Source organism: Cellulosimicrobium protaetiae (assembly GCF_009708005.2).
In the GTDB taxonomy this organism is placed as follows: Bacteria; Actinomycetota; Actinomycetes; order Actinomycetales; family Cellulomonadaceae; genus Cellulosimicrobium; species Cellulosimicrobium protaetiae.
Map to the genome: position 1 here is coordinate 4,406,071 of NZ_CP052757.1, position 15,002 is coordinate 4,421,072.

17 protein-coding genes are annotated in these 15,002 nt (G+C 74.8%); 8 read left to right on the top strand and 9 right to left on the bottom strand.

Annotated elements, in window-relative coordinates; translation table 11 throughout:
• The 4 genes from FIC82_RS18960 to FIC82_RS18975 all read left to right on the top strand — a co-directional run bounded on the left by FIC82_RS18960 (position 1) and on the right by FIC82_RS18975 (position 3,503).
• Positions 1 to 1,068 carry an LLM class flavin-dependent oxidoreductase gene (locus FIC82_RS18960; protein ID WP_154799519.1) on the top strand — a complete coding sequence of 356 codons (1,068 nt, stop codon included), beginning with the start codon at positions 1 to 3 and terminating at the stop codon, positions 1,066 to 1,068.
• Between the two features lie 142 nt (positions 1,069 to 1,210).
• A complete protein-coding gene (locus tag FIC82_RS18965; RefSeq protein ID WP_154799520.1) occupies positions 1,211 to 1,690 on the top strand; it encodes a DUF7832 domain-containing protein in 480 nt (159 codons plus the stop codon).
• Positions 1,691 to 1,701: 11 nt separating this feature from the next.
• Positions 1,702 to 2,589, top strand: a complete 888-nt coding sequence (locus FIC82_RS18970) for an MBL fold metallo-hydrolase (RefSeq protein ID WP_154799521.1) — start codon at positions 1,702 to 1,704, stop codon at positions 2,587 to 2,589.
• 29 nt (positions 2,590 to 2,618) lie between these two features.
• A complete protein-coding gene (locus tag FIC82_RS18975) occupies positions 2,619 to 3,503 on the top strand; it encodes an LLM class flavin-dependent oxidoreductase (protein ID WP_154799522.1) in 885 nt (294 codons plus the stop codon).
• Here the strand turns inward: FIC82_RS18975 and FIC82_RS18980 are convergent.
• The 6 genes from FIC82_RS18980 to FIC82_RS19005 form a co-directional block, all read right to left on the bottom strand.
• Positions 3,490 to 3,801 (bottom strand): hypothetical protein, encoded by a 312-nt coding sequence (locus tag FIC82_RS18980; protein WP_154799523.1) that lies wholly within the window; start codon positions 3,799 to 3,801, stop codon positions 3,490 to 3,492. The two genes, FIC82_RS18975 and FIC82_RS18980, sit on opposite strands and share 14 nt — an antisense overlap.
• A gap of 72 nt (positions 3,802 to 3,873) precedes the next feature.
• Positions 3,874 to 5,028: a GNAT family N-acetyltransferase gene (locus FIC82_RS18985; RefSeq protein ID WP_253691285.1), complete on the bottom strand. Its 1,155-nt coding sequence runs from the start codon at positions 5,026 to 5,028 to the stop codon at positions 3,874 to 3,876.
• 30 nt (positions 5,029 to 5,058) lie between these two features.
• Entirely contained in the window at positions 5,059 to 5,778 is a 720-nt protein-coding gene (gene purQ, locus FIC82_RS18990) for a phosphoribosylformylglycinamidine synthase subunit PurQ (RefSeq protein ID WP_154799524.1), read from the bottom strand.
• On the bottom strand, positions 5,778 to 6,065 hold the full coding sequence (gene purS / locus FIC82_RS18995) for a phosphoribosylformylglycinamidine synthase subunit PurS (protein WP_168732115.1): 288 nt from the start codon (positions 6,063 to 6,065) through the stop codon (positions 5,778 to 5,780). Before purS ends, purQ begins: the two co-directional genes overlap by 1 nt.
• A gap of 310 nt (positions 6,066 to 6,375) precedes the next feature.
• Positions 6,376 to 7,008: a hypothetical protein gene (locus tag FIC82_RS19000; protein ID WP_154799525.1), complete on the bottom strand. Its 633-nt coding sequence runs from the start codon at positions 7,006 to 7,008 to the stop codon at positions 6,376 to 6,378.
• The gene (locus FIC82_RS19005) at positions 7,005 to 7,379 is read right to left on the bottom strand and encodes a PadR family transcriptional regulator (RefSeq protein ID WP_253691286.1); all 375 of its coding nucleotides are present in this window, start codon (positions 7,377 to 7,379) and stop codon (positions 7,005 to 7,007) included. The genes FIC82_RS19000 and FIC82_RS19005 overlap by 4 nt, the downstream gene beginning before the upstream one ends.
• A 170-nt stretch (positions 7,380 to 7,549) precedes the next feature.
• Here FIC82_RS19005 and FIC82_RS19010 point away from each other — a divergent pair, with 170 nt between their 5' ends.
• Entirely contained in the window at positions 7,550 to 7,900 is a 351-nt protein-coding gene (locus FIC82_RS19010) for a hypothetical protein (protein WP_154799526.1), read from the top strand.
• 77 nt (positions 7,901 to 7,977) lie between these two features.
• Here the strand turns inward: FIC82_RS19010 and FIC82_RS19015 are convergent, their stop codons facing one another.
• Positions 7,978 to 8,967, bottom strand: a complete 990-nt coding sequence (locus FIC82_RS19015) for a phosphoribosylaminoimidazolesuccinocarboxamide synthase (RefSeq protein ID WP_168732116.1) — start codon at positions 8,965 to 8,967, stop codon at positions 7,978 to 7,980.
• A 388-nt stretch (positions 8,968 to 9,355) separates the two neighbouring features.
• Between FIC82_RS19015 and FIC82_RS19020 the strand changes: the two genes are divergently transcribed.
• Positions 9,356 to 10,951, top strand: a complete 1,596-nt coding sequence (locus tag FIC82_RS19020) for a ricin-type beta-trefoil lectin domain protein (protein WP_253691287.1) — start codon at positions 9,356 to 9,358, stop codon at positions 10,949 to 10,951.
• Positions 10,952 to 11,081: 130 nt separating this feature from the next.
• Here the strand turns inward: FIC82_RS19020 and purD are convergent, their stop codons facing one another.
• The gene (gene purD / locus FIC82_RS19025; protein ID WP_168732117.1) at positions 11,082 to 12,404 is read right to left on the bottom strand and encodes a phosphoribosylamine--glycine ligase; all 1,323 of its coding nucleotides are present in this window, start codon (positions 12,402 to 12,404) and stop codon (positions 11,082 to 11,084) included.
• Between the two features lie 74 nt (positions 12,405 to 12,478).
• Positions 12,479 to 13,765, bottom strand: a complete 1,287-nt coding sequence (locus tag FIC82_RS19030; RefSeq protein ID WP_154799527.1) for an adenylosuccinate synthase — start codon at positions 13,763 to 13,765, stop codon at positions 12,479 to 12,481.
• 270 nt (positions 13,766 to 14,035) lie between these two features.
• Between FIC82_RS19030 and FIC82_RS19035 the strand changes: the two genes are divergently transcribed.
• Positions 14,036 to 14,470, top strand: coding sequence for a DUF3151 domain-containing protein (locus FIC82_RS19035; RefSeq protein ID WP_154799528.1), 435 nt, complete (start codon positions 14,036 to 14,038; stop codon positions 14,468 to 14,470).
• A 123-nt stretch (positions 14,471 to 14,593) separates the two neighbouring features.
• The gene (locus FIC82_RS19040) at positions 14,594 to 14,956 is read left to right on the top strand and encodes an STAS domain-containing protein (RefSeq protein WP_154799529.1); all 363 of its coding nucleotides are present in this window, start codon (positions 14,594 to 14,596) and stop codon (positions 14,954 to 14,956) included.
• Positions 14,957 to 15,002: the final 46 nt, after the last annotated feature.

Genomic DNA, 15,002 nt, shown 5'->3' on the forward strand with positions numbered 1-15,002 from the left:
ATGAGCACCTCGCCGAAGCCCCGCCTGTCCGTCCTCGACCTCGTCCCCGTCCGGTCGGGCCAGTCCAGCACCCAGGCGGTGCGGGCGTCGCTCGACCTGGTCCGCCTCGCGGACCGGCTCGGGTACGAGCGCTACTGGTTCGCCGAGCACCACAACATGCCCGCGGTCGCGGCGTCCACGCCGCCCGTGATGATCGCCGCGGCGGCGTCGGTGACCGACCGCATCCGGGTCGGCTCGGGCGGGGTCATGCTGCCCAACCACGCGCCGCTCGTCGTCGCGGAGCAGTTCGCGGCGCTCGAGGCCATCGCGCCGGGGCGGGTCGACCTGGGGATCGGCCGCGCGCCGGGGTCGGACCCCGTCGTCACGCAGCTCCTGCGGATCACGGGCCCGACGGCCGACGTCGACCGGTTCCCCCAGCACGTGACCGACATCCTCGCGCTCATGAGCCCGCAGGGTGCGACGCTGCGCCTCACGAGCGGGCAGGTGTACGACGTGCACGCCACGCCCGCCGCCGACGGCACCCCGACCGTCTGGCTCCTCGGGTCGAGCGACTACTCCGCGCGCCTCGCGGCCGAGCTCGGGCTGCCGTACGTGTTCGCGAACCACTTCTCCGGGCAGGGCATCGACGAGATCCTCGCGCTGTACCGCGAGGGCTACCGCCCGAGCGAGGCGTTCCCCGAGCCGCGCACGTTCCTCACGCTCAACGCCGTCGTCGCGGAGACCGACGACGAGGCGCGCGCCCGCGCGCTCCCGCAGGCCCGCATGATGGCGCGGCTGCGCACGGGCCAGTCGCTCACCGCGCTGGAGAGCGTGGAGGAGGCCCAGGCGGCGCCCCTCGACGGCACGGCAGGCCAGATGGTCGAGGACAGCCTGCGGCGCTGGGCCGTCGGGACGCCCGACGACGCCGCGGCCGAGGTCCGCCGGCTCGCCGAGCGCCACGGCGTCGACGAGGTGATGGTCGTGCCGGTCGCGGCGTCGCGCGCCGACGAGGCGCTCGACTCCACCCCGGGGCGCGCCCGCACGCTCGAGCTCCTCGCAGAGGCCCTCGCCGGCACGCCGGCCGCCTGAGCCGCCGACCGCCGTCGGCCGCACCACCCGCCCCCCGCCGCCGAGCCCGACCTGGCGCCGCGTCGAACACGACCTGAGGGTCGTTGTCCGCGGGTTCACGACCCTCAGGTCGTGGTCGGCGGGAGGGGGTAGCGTCGCGCGCATGACGACGAAGTATGACGACGCGTCCTGGCACGACGGTGGCGAGGGCTACCCGCCGGAGGCGGGGCCCGAGGCCGGAGCGACGCACATCGGCATGTTCCTCGCGTGGGCGGTGCTCGGCGGGCACGCGTCGGAGGACCTTGCCGACGACGCCGCGACGGAGGTCGCCGCGCTGCGCGACCGGGTGACGACGCCCGGTGCGTTCGTGCGCGAGGTGTGCGACGGCAAGCTCGTCGACGAGGACCTCGACGACGTCGCCGCGGCGTTCGCGAGCGCGTACTACGCAGGTGACGAGGACGACGGGGGCCTCTACCTGGAGGACTACGTCGACGCGGTGAGCCCCGGTGACGGCGAGCCCGAGGACGTGTACCGCGTCCCGGACACGTGGGAGACGTACGAGCTCGTCGGACCGCTCGTCGACGCCAGGTTCTCCCAGTGGGAGGACGAGGGGCGGCCCGCGGTGCTGCGGCACCGCGCCTGAGGCGGCCCGCGATGACCACGCCCACGCCCGTCACCCGTCTCGCCGCGGTGCTGCGGGCCGACAACCCCGGGCCGATGACGCTCGACGGCACGCGCTCGTACGTGCTGCGCGCGCCCGGGGCGTCGACGTGCGTCGTGGTGGACCCGGGGCCCGACGACGCGGCGCACCTCGACGCGCTCGCCGCGTCGGGGCCGGTCGAGCTCGTGCTCGTCACGCACCGCCACGCCGACCACACGGCCGGTGCACCCGGGCTGCGGGTACGGACCGGCGCCCCGGTCCGCGCGGCGGACCCGGCACACTGCCACGGCGGCGAGCCGCTGCGCGACGGCGAGGTGATCGAGGCCGCCGGGCTCCGCGTCGTCGTCCACGCCACGCCGGGCCACACGGCCGACTCGGTCTGCCTCCTCCTGCCCGACGACGGTCCGGTCGCCGCGCCCGCCGACCTCGCCCCGGGCGGCACGACGGTCCTCACCGGGGACACGGTGCTCGGGACGGGCACCACGGTGATCGCAGCGCCCGACGGCTCGCTCGGCGCGTACCTCGCGAGCCTCGACGCGATCGAGGCCGTCGCCTCCGCGGGCCCCGGTCGGGCGACCGGGCTCCCGGGGCACGGACCGGTCGTCGACGACCTCGCGGAGCGGGTGCGCGCGTACCGCGTGCACCGGCTCGAGCGGCTGACCCAGGTCCGGGCGGCGCTCGACGCGCTCGGGCTGGCAGCGGGTGCGCACGACTCGGTGGAGCAGGTGGTCGAGCGCGTCTACGCCGACGTCGATCCCTCGGTCCTCGGTGCGGCGCGCCAGTCCGTCACGGCGCAGCTCGCCCACCTCGCGGAGACCGAGGGCGGTCGCGGCGCGGAGGCCGACGACCGTGCGCCGCGAGGACGGGACGACGCGCGCTGAGTGTCGGTGGGGCCGGGCAGGATGTCGGGATGACGACACCACGGCTCGGGATCGCGTTCGTGCCCACCCACGCGCCGGAGAGCCTGCGGCGGCTCGCCACGACCGCGGAAGAGGCGGGCCTCGACGACCTCTGGGTGTGGGAAGACTGCTTCAAGCAGTCGGGCCTCGCGTCGGCGGCCGCGGCGCTGGGCTGGACCGAGCGCGTGCGCGTCGGCATCGGCCTCATGCCCGCCCCGCTGCGCAGCACGGCGGTCACCGCCATGGAGGTCGCGACGCTCGCCCGGATGTTCCCGGGGCGGCTCGTCGCGGGCGTGGGGCACGGGGTCCAGGAGTGGATGGGGCAGGCGGGCGTCCGCGTCGCGTCGCCGCTGACGCTGCTGCGCGAGCACACCACCGCGCTGCGGAGCCTGCTCGCCGGGGACGAGGTCACGACGGCGGGGCGGTACGTCACCCTCGACGCCGTCCGGCTCGACTGGCCTCCCACGGAACCGGTCCCGCTGTGGCTCGGCGGCTCGGGCCCACGGTCGCTCGCCCTGGCCGGTGAGCTCGGTGACGGGCTCATCCTCACGAACGCCCTCACGCCGGACGACGTCCGGGCCGCCGTCACCACGGCCCGCGAGGGCGGAGCCGCGCGCGGGACGAGGACGGCCTTCGACGTCCACGCGACGCTCATCGCGGCGACGGGGCCGGACGCCCAGGGTCGTGTGGACCGGGAGGTCCCGCTGTGGGGGCGGGAGGCCGGTCAGGGCATCGGCGCCGGCGGCGACGCCGAGACGATCGCCGCGGCCGTCCTGGCTCTGGCGGACGCCGGGGCGAGCGCCGTCGCGGTGCAGCCGACGGCCGACGAGCCGGACGTCGAGGGCTTCGTCCGGTTCCTCGGGCGGGAGGTCGCGCCGCTGCTCAGCGGCCGCTGACGCGCGCCGCGTCCTCGGACGCCGTGGCGCGGTGCCGCTCGCGCAGCCCGTGGACCAGGGCGACGACCGCGCACACGAGCGCGACGGCCCCGACGGCGAGCGCCAGGTGGACGGGGAAGGCGGCGTAGACGTCGGTCACGTCACCGACGGGGAGTCCCCACCCGACCGCCGTCTCGCGCAGCTCGCCCGCGAGCACGCCGACCCGGCCGGGCACCCTCGTCGCGACGGCGGTCACCCAACCGAGGAGCTCGACCACGACGGACGCCACCGAGTAGGCACCGGACGCGAGGGGGATCACGCGGACACCCTACCGGGACCGGACACCGCGGGCATATCCGGCAGACCCCCGGGTGCGTCCCTGGCGTGACCCTCAGACCAGCGGCTTGGCGAAGCAGAGCGCGACGTGGTTGTCGCCGACGTACGGCGGGAAGGTCTGGACGGCCCGGTACCCGAGCGAGCGGTAGAGCGCGATCGCGCCCGGCTGCCGGATGCCCGTCTCGAGCAGCAGGCTCGCCACCCCGCGCTCGCGGGCGACGTCCTCCAGCGCGTCGAGCAACCGGCGTGCGGTACCGGTCCGGCGCGCACGCTCGCGGACGAAGACCTTCTTCACCTCGAGCGCGTCCGCGGGAGCCCCGGGCGCGGGGCGGCGCAGCGACGCGCACCCGACCGCCTCGCCACCGCGGTACGCGACGAGAGTCGTCACGACGTCGACGCCCAGGCGCGTGTCGACCGCGTCGAACCCGCCCGAGGCGTCGAACCCGGCGCGCAGCTCGGGGTAGAGCACCGCGGACGACGTCTCGTGCATCTCCCGCCGCAGAGCCACCGCGTCCGGGTCGGCCCACGGGACGGCGCAGACCTCGACGTCCCCGGAGGCGGGCACGGTCGCGGACGCGCGGGGCGTCGAGGGCGCGGTCGCGGACGTCCGGGCGTCTCGGGCCCCGACCGGGGCCGTCGTCGTCGACGCCCGGTCCGCGACGTCGGAGCGGTCCCTCGCGCCGTGAGTCGTCGCGAGGTCGAGCGCGAAGCAGCGCGAGAGCGGATGTCCGGCGTAGTGGCCGTACGACTCGATCGGGACGTAGCCGAGCGAGAGGTACAGGTCGATCGACTCGGGCTGGAGCGTCCCCGTCTCCAGGACGAGGCTCACGAGCCCGGCGTCGACCGCGTGCCGGTGCGCGGCCCGCATCGCTGTGCGCGCGTGCCCCCGCCCGCGGTGGGCGGGCTCGACCCAGAGGCGCTTCACCTCGCCGGTGCGCTCGGGGTGCGTGCCTCCGCGGCCGTCGGGCGTGCCCGAGACGTCACGCAGGGCGACGAACGCCACGGGCTCGCCGCCCTCCCGGACCACGACGTTCGCGAGGGCGGCGTCGGCCTCGAAGGTCCCTGCGTCCGGCTCGCCGTAGCGGACCGCGAGCTCGGCCTGCTGCCGGGCGCGCAGGCGCGTGGCCGCGGCGTCGTCCCCGGGGACCGCATCGACAGAGACGCGTGCGCCCGCGTGCCCGACGCCGTCGGGCAGGACAGGCGGAGGCACGCCCGTCACACGAACCCTGTCATGCAAAGGTCATGCGCCGACGAGCGCGCCCAGGACCGACGTGAAGAAGCCGAGACCGTCGGTCCCCGCGCGCGGGCCTGCGTCGCTCGCCGGACCGAAGCCCACCTCGACCGCGTGCTCGGGGTGCGGCATGAGGCCGACGACGTTGCCCGCGGCGTTCGTGATGCCGGCGATGCCGCGGCGCGACCCGTTCGGGTTCCAGCCGTCGTAGCGGAAGACGACGCGGCCCTCGGCCTCGAGCTCGTCGAGCGTCCGCTCGTCGGCGACGAACTGTCCGTCCTGGTTCTTCAGCGGGATCGTGATGCGCTGGCCGGCCGTGTAGTCGCGCGTCCAGGCGGTGTCCGCGTTCTCGACCACGAGGACCTGCTCGCGGCAGACGAAGTGCAGGTGGTCGTTCTTCACCATGGAGCCCGGGAGCAGGTGCGCCTCGGTGAGGACCTGGAACCCGTTGCAGATGCCCAGGACGGGCATGCCGCCCGCTGCGGCGTCGACGATCGACTCCATGACGGGCGCGAAGCGGCTGATGGCGCCCGCGCGCAGGTAGTCGCCGTAGGAGAAGCCGCCGGGCAGGACGACCGCGTCGACGCCGTGCAGGTCGGCGTCCGCGTGCCACAGCGACACGGCCTCGCCGCCCGCGAGGCGCACCGCGCGCGCCGCGTCGCGGTCGTCGAGCGTGCCGGGGAAGGTGACGACGCCGATCCGCGCCGTCGCGAGCGTCGCGCCGGACATCAGGCCAGGCCCTCGGACGTGATCGTCGCGGCCGCGTCGGCCTCGATGTCCGCGACGCGCACGACGTCCTCGATCACCGGGTTCGACAGGACCTTGACCGCGGCCTCCTCGGCGGCCGCGAGGACCTCCGGCGTCACCGGGCCGTCGACCTCGAGCTCGAAGCGCTTGCCCTGGCGGACAGAGGTGAACTGGGTGAAGCCGAGGCGCGGCAGCGCCCCGACGACGGCCTTGCCCTGCGGGTCCAGGATCTCGGGCTTGGGCATGACCTCGACGACGACGCGTCCCACGGGGGCTCCTTGGCGAGAGAGTTCGGGAGGGCCGGGGCTCCGGGATCCCGCCCACGTCACGGCCGTCGAGGACGGTCGGTGGGACGGGACGAGCGGGAGCCGACGGCGGGATTCCGCGGCCAGTCTACCGGGCGCGCGAGCCCGGTCCGGCGGGCGTCCGCACGGTGGCACGACGCCACCTGAGCGCCGAGGCAGAACCCTGGTCCACCCAGGGAGAACCGCGGTCCACCCAGGGAGAACCCTGGTCCGCCGAGGTAGAACGCTGGTCCGCCCAGGTCCAGGCGAAGTCGCTCCGGTCGCGCTCCGGGCCTCAGGCCCCCGCCGAGCGGGGCGGATCGACCGGGATGTGGCCGTCGAGCACGTGCTTGCGCCACGCCCGCTCGACGTGGGAGCGACGAAACACGATGCCTCCGAGCGCGAACGCGACCACCCACACGACGACGAGCCACCCGGCGGGCGAGGACACGTCGAGGGCGAACAGCACGTGCCCGAGGACCGGCCAGCCATAGAGGACCGCCACCGCCGTCCCGAGGCTGGTTGCCGTCACCCGCCAGGGGTAGAGCGCACCGTGGATGTCGTCGGCCACCCACCACCAGTAGCGCGCGGGCAACCGGGCGTCGAACACCCGGTACAGGAGCCAGCGCCCGAGGGGCGGGTGCTCGCGCCGTCGCAGCGCCCACCCGGCGCGGACCAGGCCCCAGGCTTCGCGAGCACCGATGCCCGGGACGGGCCGCGCGCCGTCGGGCACGGCGCGGGGCGGTTCGAGGTCGAGCAGGACGGCGAGCGCCTCCTCGCCGTGGCGCTCGCGCCAGCGCCGCGGGTACGCGCGCAGCCAGAACCGCGCGGACCGCTCGTAGCGGGTGGCGCGGCCCGGACCACCCGCCCCGGGCCCACCTGCAGCCGCACCGCCCGCCGCGGGGCTACCCGCCCCGGACGCGGTCATGCCCCGCTCCCCGCGAGACCGCCCCCGCGCACGGAGGTCTCCCCGCGAGCGAGGGACCGTCGCGCCCGTTCGGCGAGCTCGGCCAGCCGCAGGGTCTCTGCCCGCGCCGCCCGGCGCCCGTCGTCGGTCGCCCGGTAGTAGCGGCGCAGGCGGCCGTCGACGACCTCCTCGCCCGTCGGCTCGACGAGGCCCGCCGCGACGAGGCGGTCGAGGTTGCCGTAGAGCGTGCCGGCCCCGAGGCGGGTCCGGCCGTCGGAGAGCTCGCGCACCGCCTGGATCACCGCGTACCCGTGGCGCTGCTTGGCGCTGAGCGAGAGCAGCACGAGGTACGCCTGCTCGGTCATGCGGAACGCCGGAGAGCTGGTCGCCATGATCGATATATATCGGAGTACGACCTATCGCGCCAGCCCTCGACGCGTGTCGGAGGGTGCCGCTAGAGTCGAACACGTGTTCGAGACGCACGCTCGGGCACGGCGCGAGGGCGGGGTCCTGCCCCTTCCCCGCCCTCGCACGAGCCGTCCGGACGACGCAGGAGGTCAGCGTGGCACCACCGCTCGCACCCGCCCCGACCGCGGATCGCGGCAGGGCACGACCGTCGTCGCAGACCGTCGCGCGGGTCCTGACGCGCGACGGGACGTGCGTGTTCCCCGGCTGCCGCGTCCCGGCGTTCCGCTGCGACCTGGACCACGTCGTCGCGCCGCACCCCGGCGCGGACGACGACGCCCGCGCTGCCGCAGAGGTGGCCGACAACCTCGTCGCCCTGTGCCGGCACCACCGGGTCGTCCGCGCGCGGGACGGCTGGCGCCCGGACCTGCGCGCCGACGGCTCGGTCCGGTGGACGGCACCGAGCGGGCACACCTACGTCCGCCCGTTCGCCGCGCGGACGGCGTGACGCGCCGCACCTGGTCGACCGTGTCGTCGACCGCGGCGGGCGCGACCGGCCCCACGACGGGCGGTGGGCTCGGCGGCTCAGCCGAGCGTCGAGCCCGTGAGCCGCTCGTACGCCTCGAGGTACCGGGCGCGGGTGCGCGTGACGACGTCGGCGGGGATCGACGGCGGCGGGGTGGAGGCACGGTCCCACCCGGACGCGGGCGACACGAGCCAGTCGCGCACGAACTGCTTGTCGAAGCTCGGCTGCGCCTGGCCCGGCTCCCACTGGTCGGCGGGCCAGAACCGCGACGAGTCCGGCGTGAGCACCTCGTCGCCGAGGACGGTCTGGCCGTTCGTCGGGTCCACGCCGAACTCGAGCTTGGTGTCCGCGAGGATCACGCCGCGCTCGCGCGCGATCTGCTCGGCGCGCGCGTAGACGGCGAGGGTGAGGTCCCGCAGGCGCGTGGCGTCGTCGAGGCCGATCTGCTCGGCGACCACGTCGAACGAGACGTTCTCGTCGTGCTCGCCCACGGCGGCCTTGGTCGCGGGCGTGAAGATCGGCTCCGGCAGGCGCGACCCGTCCACGAGCCCGGCGGGCAGCGGCACGCCGCAGACCTCTCCCCCGGCGCGGTACTCGACGAGCCCCGAGCCGGTGAGGTATCCGCGCACCACGCACTCGACGGGGAACATGTCGAGGCGGCGGCAGATCATCGCGCGCCCGGCGACGACGTCGGGCACCAGCCCGTCGCCCGGCTCCGCGGAGACCTCGGTCGACACGACGTGGTTCGGCACGAGGTCGGCGAGCTGCTCGAACCACCACAGGCTGAGCTGGGTGAGCACGACGCCCTTGTCCGGGATGCCCGGGGACAGCACGTGGTCGTACGCGCTGACCCGGTCGCTCGCGACGACGAGCACGACGTCACCGAGGGGGTGCACACCGCCGACGGCGGGCAGGTCTGGGACGTAGAGGTCCCGCACCTTGCCGGAGTACGCGTGCGTCCAGCCGGGAAGGTCGAGGGCCGCGGTGTCGAGGGCGTCCGCCTCGCCGAGCGAGAGGGCCGAGGCAGGATCCTGAGGGGTGTCCGTCACGGCCCCTAGTCTCGCACCGGCCTCCGCAGGCGCGGCACCGTGTCCGACGACCGGTCGGTCGGTCGGCCTGCCGACCCGCCTCGCCGAACCGGCGGCACGACCTGGCGACCCGACCTGGCGACCCGACCTGGCGACCCGACCTGGCGACCCGTCCCTGCGGCCCTCGGGGGCCGCGCCGCGACGCGTCGCCCGGTGGCACGGGACCGCGACCGTCGCGAGCCCGGACGCGACGAACGCCGCGGAAGTCGCTACTGTGCCAACAGGACGGTCGTGGGAGCGCTCCCTCACCGTCGGGGGCCGCATCGGAGCGACCCCCTCGGGGGCGCCTGCACCGCTGTCCCGGCCCGGCCGACGACGGCGGGCCGACATCCGCACCGAGGAGGCAACGATGCACCACGGCTCGATGCACCATCGCCTGACAGCGCTAGCAAGCGGGATCGGGGTGGTCGTCGCGAGCGTCGGGCTCGCGACGACCGCGAGCGCGAGCGCGCCCGACGGCACGCCGACGTCCACCGGGAGCGCGGTCCCCGCGCTGCTCGCCGGCCCGGTCCCCGGGCCCGACGACCTGTCCGACGGCCAGCTCCGCGCGCTCGAGCGCGACCTGGGACTCGACGCCGACGGCGTCGCCGACCGGCTCGCGCTCGACGCCGCGACCGGCGCCGTCGAGCAGGCGCTGAGCGACGACCTGGGCGCGGCGTACGCCGGCACGTGGGTCGACGCCGACGCCGCGACGCCCGTCGTCGCCGTCACCGACCCCTCCGTCGTCCCGGAGGTCGAGGCGGCCGGCGCCGAGGCCGTCGTGGTCGAGCGCGGCCTCGCCGAGCTCGACGCCGTCGCCGCCGAGCTGGATCAGGCGTCGACACCCGACGCCGTCCAGGCCTGGTACGTCGACGTGACGACGAACGAGGTCGTGGTGGAGTCGCTCGACCCGGCCGCGGCGGACGCGTTCGTCGCGTCGTCGGGGGTCGACGCGGCCGCCGTCCGGACCGAGGTCGTCGACGCGCCGTACGAGCTCACGGCGGACGTGCGCGGCGGCGACCGGTACATCACCCGGGACCCGGGCGCGTCGTCGGGCTCGGCGTGCTCGATCGGCTTCGCCGTGCAGGGCGGCTTCGTCACGGCCGGGCACTGCGGCGCCGCGGGCAAGGAGGTCCTCACGGCGAGCTGGGCGCGCATGGGGACGGTCCAGGCGGCGTCGTTCCCCGGCCACGACTACGCCTGGGTGCGCGTCGACGCCGGGTTCTCCCCCGTCCCCCGCGTGAACAACTACGCGGGCGGTACGGTCGACGTCGCCGGGTCCGCCGAGGCGCCGGTGGGCGCGTCGGTCTGCCGGTCCGGCGCGACGACGGGCTGGCGCTGCGGCGTCATCGAGCAGAAGAACATCACGGTGAACTACGGCAACGGCGACATCCCCGGGCTGGTCCGCGGCTCGGCGTGCGCCGAGGGCGGCGACTCGGGCGGCTCGGTGATCTCGGGCAACCAGGCGCAGGGCGTGACCTCGGGCCGTATCAACGACTGCTCCAACGGCGGCAAGTTCATCTACCAGCCCGTGAACCCGATCCTCTCGGCGTACGGGCTCTCGCTCGTCACCACGGGCGGCGGGTCGGGCAGCGCGCTCGTCGGCCTTGCGGGCAAGTGCATCGACGTGCCGGGCTCGGACTTCAGCGACGGCAAGCGCCTGCAGCTCTGGACGTGCAACGGGACGAACGCGCAGAGGTGGACGTTCGAGGCCGACGGCACGGTCCGTGCCGGCGGCAAGTGCATGGACGTCGCGTGGGCCAGCACCGCCGACGGCACGGCCGTGCAGCTCGCGAACTGCAGCGGAAACCCCGCCCAGCAGTTCGTGCTGAGCGGCGCGGGCGACCTCGTGTCCGTGCTGGCGAACAAGTGCGTCGACGTGCCGAACAGCAACAGCAACAACGGCACACAGCTTCAGATCTGGACGTGCAACGGCACCGCGGCCCAGAAGTGGCACCGCGCCTGACACCTCGCCCTGGTCATCCCTAGGGCGCCGAACACGACATGGCGGTCGCTATCAGCGTGATAGCGACCGCCATGTCGTGGTCGCAGGCGTGGAGAGTCGGGGTCGGGCGGGGCGGCCCGACGGCGGGACGTCAGCCCGCGAGCGTGACCTCGCCCGCGGCCGCCTTCGCCGCGATGTCGGTGCGGTGGTGCGAGCCCGGGAGCACGATGCGGTCGACCGCCGCGTACGCCCGACGGCGCGCCTCGGCCAGGTCGGCGCCGCGCGCCACGACCGACAGCACGCGGCCACCCGAGGCGACCAGACCGCCGTCGTCCCCGCGCGAGGTGCCCGCGTGCAGCACGTGCACGCCCTCGACCTCCTCGGCCGCGTCGATGCCCGTGATCGGGTCGCCGCCGCGCACCGCGCCCGGGTAGCCGTGCGCCGCGACGACGACGGTGACCGACGCGTCGTCGCGCCACCGCAGCGCGCCGATCTCGGCGAGGCGCCCCTGCGCCGCCGCGAGCATCACGGCGGACAGCGGCGTCGCGAGGCGCGTGAGCACCGACTGCGTCTCGGGGTCACCGAACCGCGCGTTGAACTCGACGACGCGCGTCCCGCGGCTCGTCAGCGCGAGCCCCACGTACAGGACGCCGACGAACGGGGTGCCGCGCCGCGCCATCTCGTCGATCGTCGGCTGCGCGACGCGCGTGACGACCTCGTCGACCAGACCCTCCGGCGCCCAGGGCAGCGGGCTGTAGGCGCCCATGCCGCCCGTGTTGGGGCCGGCGTCGGCGTCGAACGCGCGCTTGAAGTCCTGGGCGGGCGCGAGCGGGACGACGGTCACGCCGTCGCTCACGCAGAAGAGCGAGACCTCCGGGCCGTCGAGGTACTCCTCGACGACGACGCGCGGGTCCTCCGGCGTGCCGTCCGCGGCGCGACGCGGGGTCGCGAAGCACGCCGCGGCGTGCTCGAGCGCGGCCTGCCGGTCCTCCGTGACGACGACGCCCTTGCCCGCGGCGAGGCCGTCGTCCTTGATGACGTAGGGGGCGCCGAACGCGTCGACCGCGGCCGCGACCTGGTCGACGTCGGTGCACACGTGCGCGAGCGCCGTCGGGACGGACGCCGCCGCCATGACGTCCTTGGCGAACGCCTTGGAGCCCTCGAGACGCGCGGCCTCGGCGCTCGGCCCGAACACCGGGATCCCGGCGTCGCGCACCGCGTCCCCGACACCCGCGACGAGCGGCGCCTCCGGGCCGACGACGACGAGGTCGACGCCCAGACCGGTCGCGAGCGCGGCGACCGCGGTGCCGTCGTTCTGGTCGACCGCGTGGAGCGTCGCGAGGTCCCCGATCCCGGGGTTGCCGGGGGCGGCGTGCAGCTCGTGCGGCTCGGCGCCCGGGCGGTCGGCCTCGTGCGCGAGGGCGTGGACGATGGCGTGCTCGCGGGCACCGGTCCCGACGACGAGGATCTTCACGGGCGACGAGTCTACCGAGACGGCCCGGCCACCCCGCGGGGCGTCCGGGCCGTGGTCGGCGTGCAGTGGTCGACTCAGTGGATGAGGTCGTGGCGCGGGATGATCGCGTCGCGGCTGGGGCCGACGCCGATCGCGGAGATGCGCGTGCCCGACATCTCCTCGAGCGCGAGCACGTAGCGCTGCGCGTTCACCGGCAGGTCCTCGAACGTGCGGGCACCGGAGATGTCCTCCCACCAGCCGTCGAGCTCCTCGTAGATCGGCTTCGCGTGGTGGAACGCCGTCTGGTCGAGCGGCATCTCGTCGTAGCGGACGCCGTCCACGTCGTACGCGACGCAGACCGGGACCTTCTCGAAGCCGGTGAGGATGTCGAGCTTGGTGAGCACCATGTCCGTGATGCCGTTGACGCGGGTCGCGTAGCGCGCGATCACCGAGTCGTACCAGCCGCAGCGGCGCGCGCGGCCGGTCGTGACGCCGTACTCGCCGCCCTGCTTGAGCAGGTACTCGCCGTTCGCGTCGAACAGCTCGGTGGGGAACGGACCCTCGCCCACGCGCGTCGTGTACGCCTTGATGACGCCGATGACGGAGCTGATGCGCGTCGGCCCGACGCCCGAGCCGGTGAGGGCGCCGCCCGCCGTCGCGTTGGACGACGTGACGAACGGGTAGGTGCCGTGGTCGACGTCGAGCATCGTCGCCTGACCGCCCTCGAAGAGGACGTTCTTGCCGGCGTCGAGAGCCTTGTTCAGCTCGAGCGCGGTGTCGGCGACCATCGGCTTGAGGCGCTCGGCGTACTGGAGCAGCTCGGCCACGGTCTCGTCGACCGTGATCGCGCGGCGGTTGTAGACCTTCACGAGCAGATGGTTCTTCTGGTCGAGCGAACCCTCGATCTTCTCCGCGAGGATCTTCTCGTCGAACAGGTCCCAGATGCGGATGCCGACGCGGTTGATCTTGTCGGCGTACGCCGGGCCGATGCCGCGGCCGGTCGTACCGATGCGGCGCTTGCCGAGGAACCGCTCGCTCACCTTGTCGATCGTGCGGTGGTAGCCCGCGATGACGTGCGCCGAGCCCGACACGAGCAGCTTCGAGACGTCCACGCCGCGCGCGATGAGGTCGTCGAGCTCCTGGAAGAGCACCTCGATGTCGACGACGACGCCGTTCGCGATGACCGGCGTGACGCCCGGGGACAGGATGCCCGACGGCAGCAGGTGGAGCGCGTACTTCTCGTCCCCGATGACGACCGTGTGGCCGGCGTTGTTGCCGCCGTTGAACTTGACCACGTAGTCGACCCGGGAGCCGAGCAGGTCGGTCGCCTTGCCCTTGCCCTCATCGCCCCACTGGGCACCGACGAGCACCACGCCTGGCATGGAATCCCCACTTTCGCACTGCCTGTTCCTCGGGCCGGTCATGGTCGTGGGCGTACCGCGTCCGGAGCGGAGCGGGCAGTCGTGCCCGACGGCGCTGGGCCCGCGGGCCCGAGGCGTCTCCCGGGCGGCAGTCACCCGGGGACCGGCGCCGAGTTTACCGGTCGGATGACGGAAATTGACCTTCGGAGCCACGCGTCGCCCGTGGCGCGCCCATCCCCGGGTTCGGTGTCCGCCGGTGCCGCGGGAGCCGGAGGCGGGCAGAATGGGGCCATGAGCGACACGCACGCGAACCTCCTCGACGGCCCCGCACCCGTCCGGCTCCCTGACGACTACGCGGCCGTCCGCGAGGCGATCGCCGCCGACGGCGACCCGTACGAGGTCGCGGCGAAGCACCCCGCGAGCTCGCTCGCGTGGGCGTACCTCGCGGAGGACTTCCTCCACGAGAACGGGTCCCGCGGTGCCGTGACGGCGTACGCGTTCGCGCGCACCGGGTACCACCGCGGTCTCGACTCGCTGCGTCGGGCCGGCTGGCGCGGGCAGGGCCCCATCCCGGCCGACCACGTCCCCAACCAGGGCTTCCTGCGCGCGCTGCTCGCGCTCGCGGAGTGCGCCGCGTACATCGGCGAGGTCGAGGAGGCCGGGCGCTGCGAGCAGTTCCTGCGCGACTCCGGCACCTCCGCCGACGAGGTCCGCGCCCTGCGCTGACCAACAGGCGATCCTGACCGACCGAGCAGGTGCTCCTGGCTCGTCCGGATACCTGGACGAGCCGAGACCACCTGCTCGGCGGTGGACGGGCGACCGGCTCGGGCGGCGTCTAGAGTCGTCTGCATGATCGAGATCGCCACGTCCCCCGCGACGACGACCCTCGTCATCGCCGGAGACCTCGATCTCGCCGAGCGCGACCAGTTCCCGGAGATCGCGGCGCGCGTCGTGGGGCTGCGTCGTCAGCTCCTCGTGATCGACATGTGCCGCGTGACGTTCATGGACTCGACGGGTGCCGCGTTTCTCATCTCGCTCGCGGACGCCGGCCGCAAGCGCGGCGGCGCGACGGTGCTGCGGGGTTGCGACGACCGCGACCTGTTCGTCCTCGAGGTGTGCGGGGCGCTCGAGCTGTTCCGCATCGACTCCGACCACCGCTGCGAGCCGGCGACACCGCCGTCCGGGTTCGCCGTGGTCGACCCCACGGGCTGACACCCGGCCCCACCGCACCCGGAGAGGCCGCGCGCGCCTGCACGGC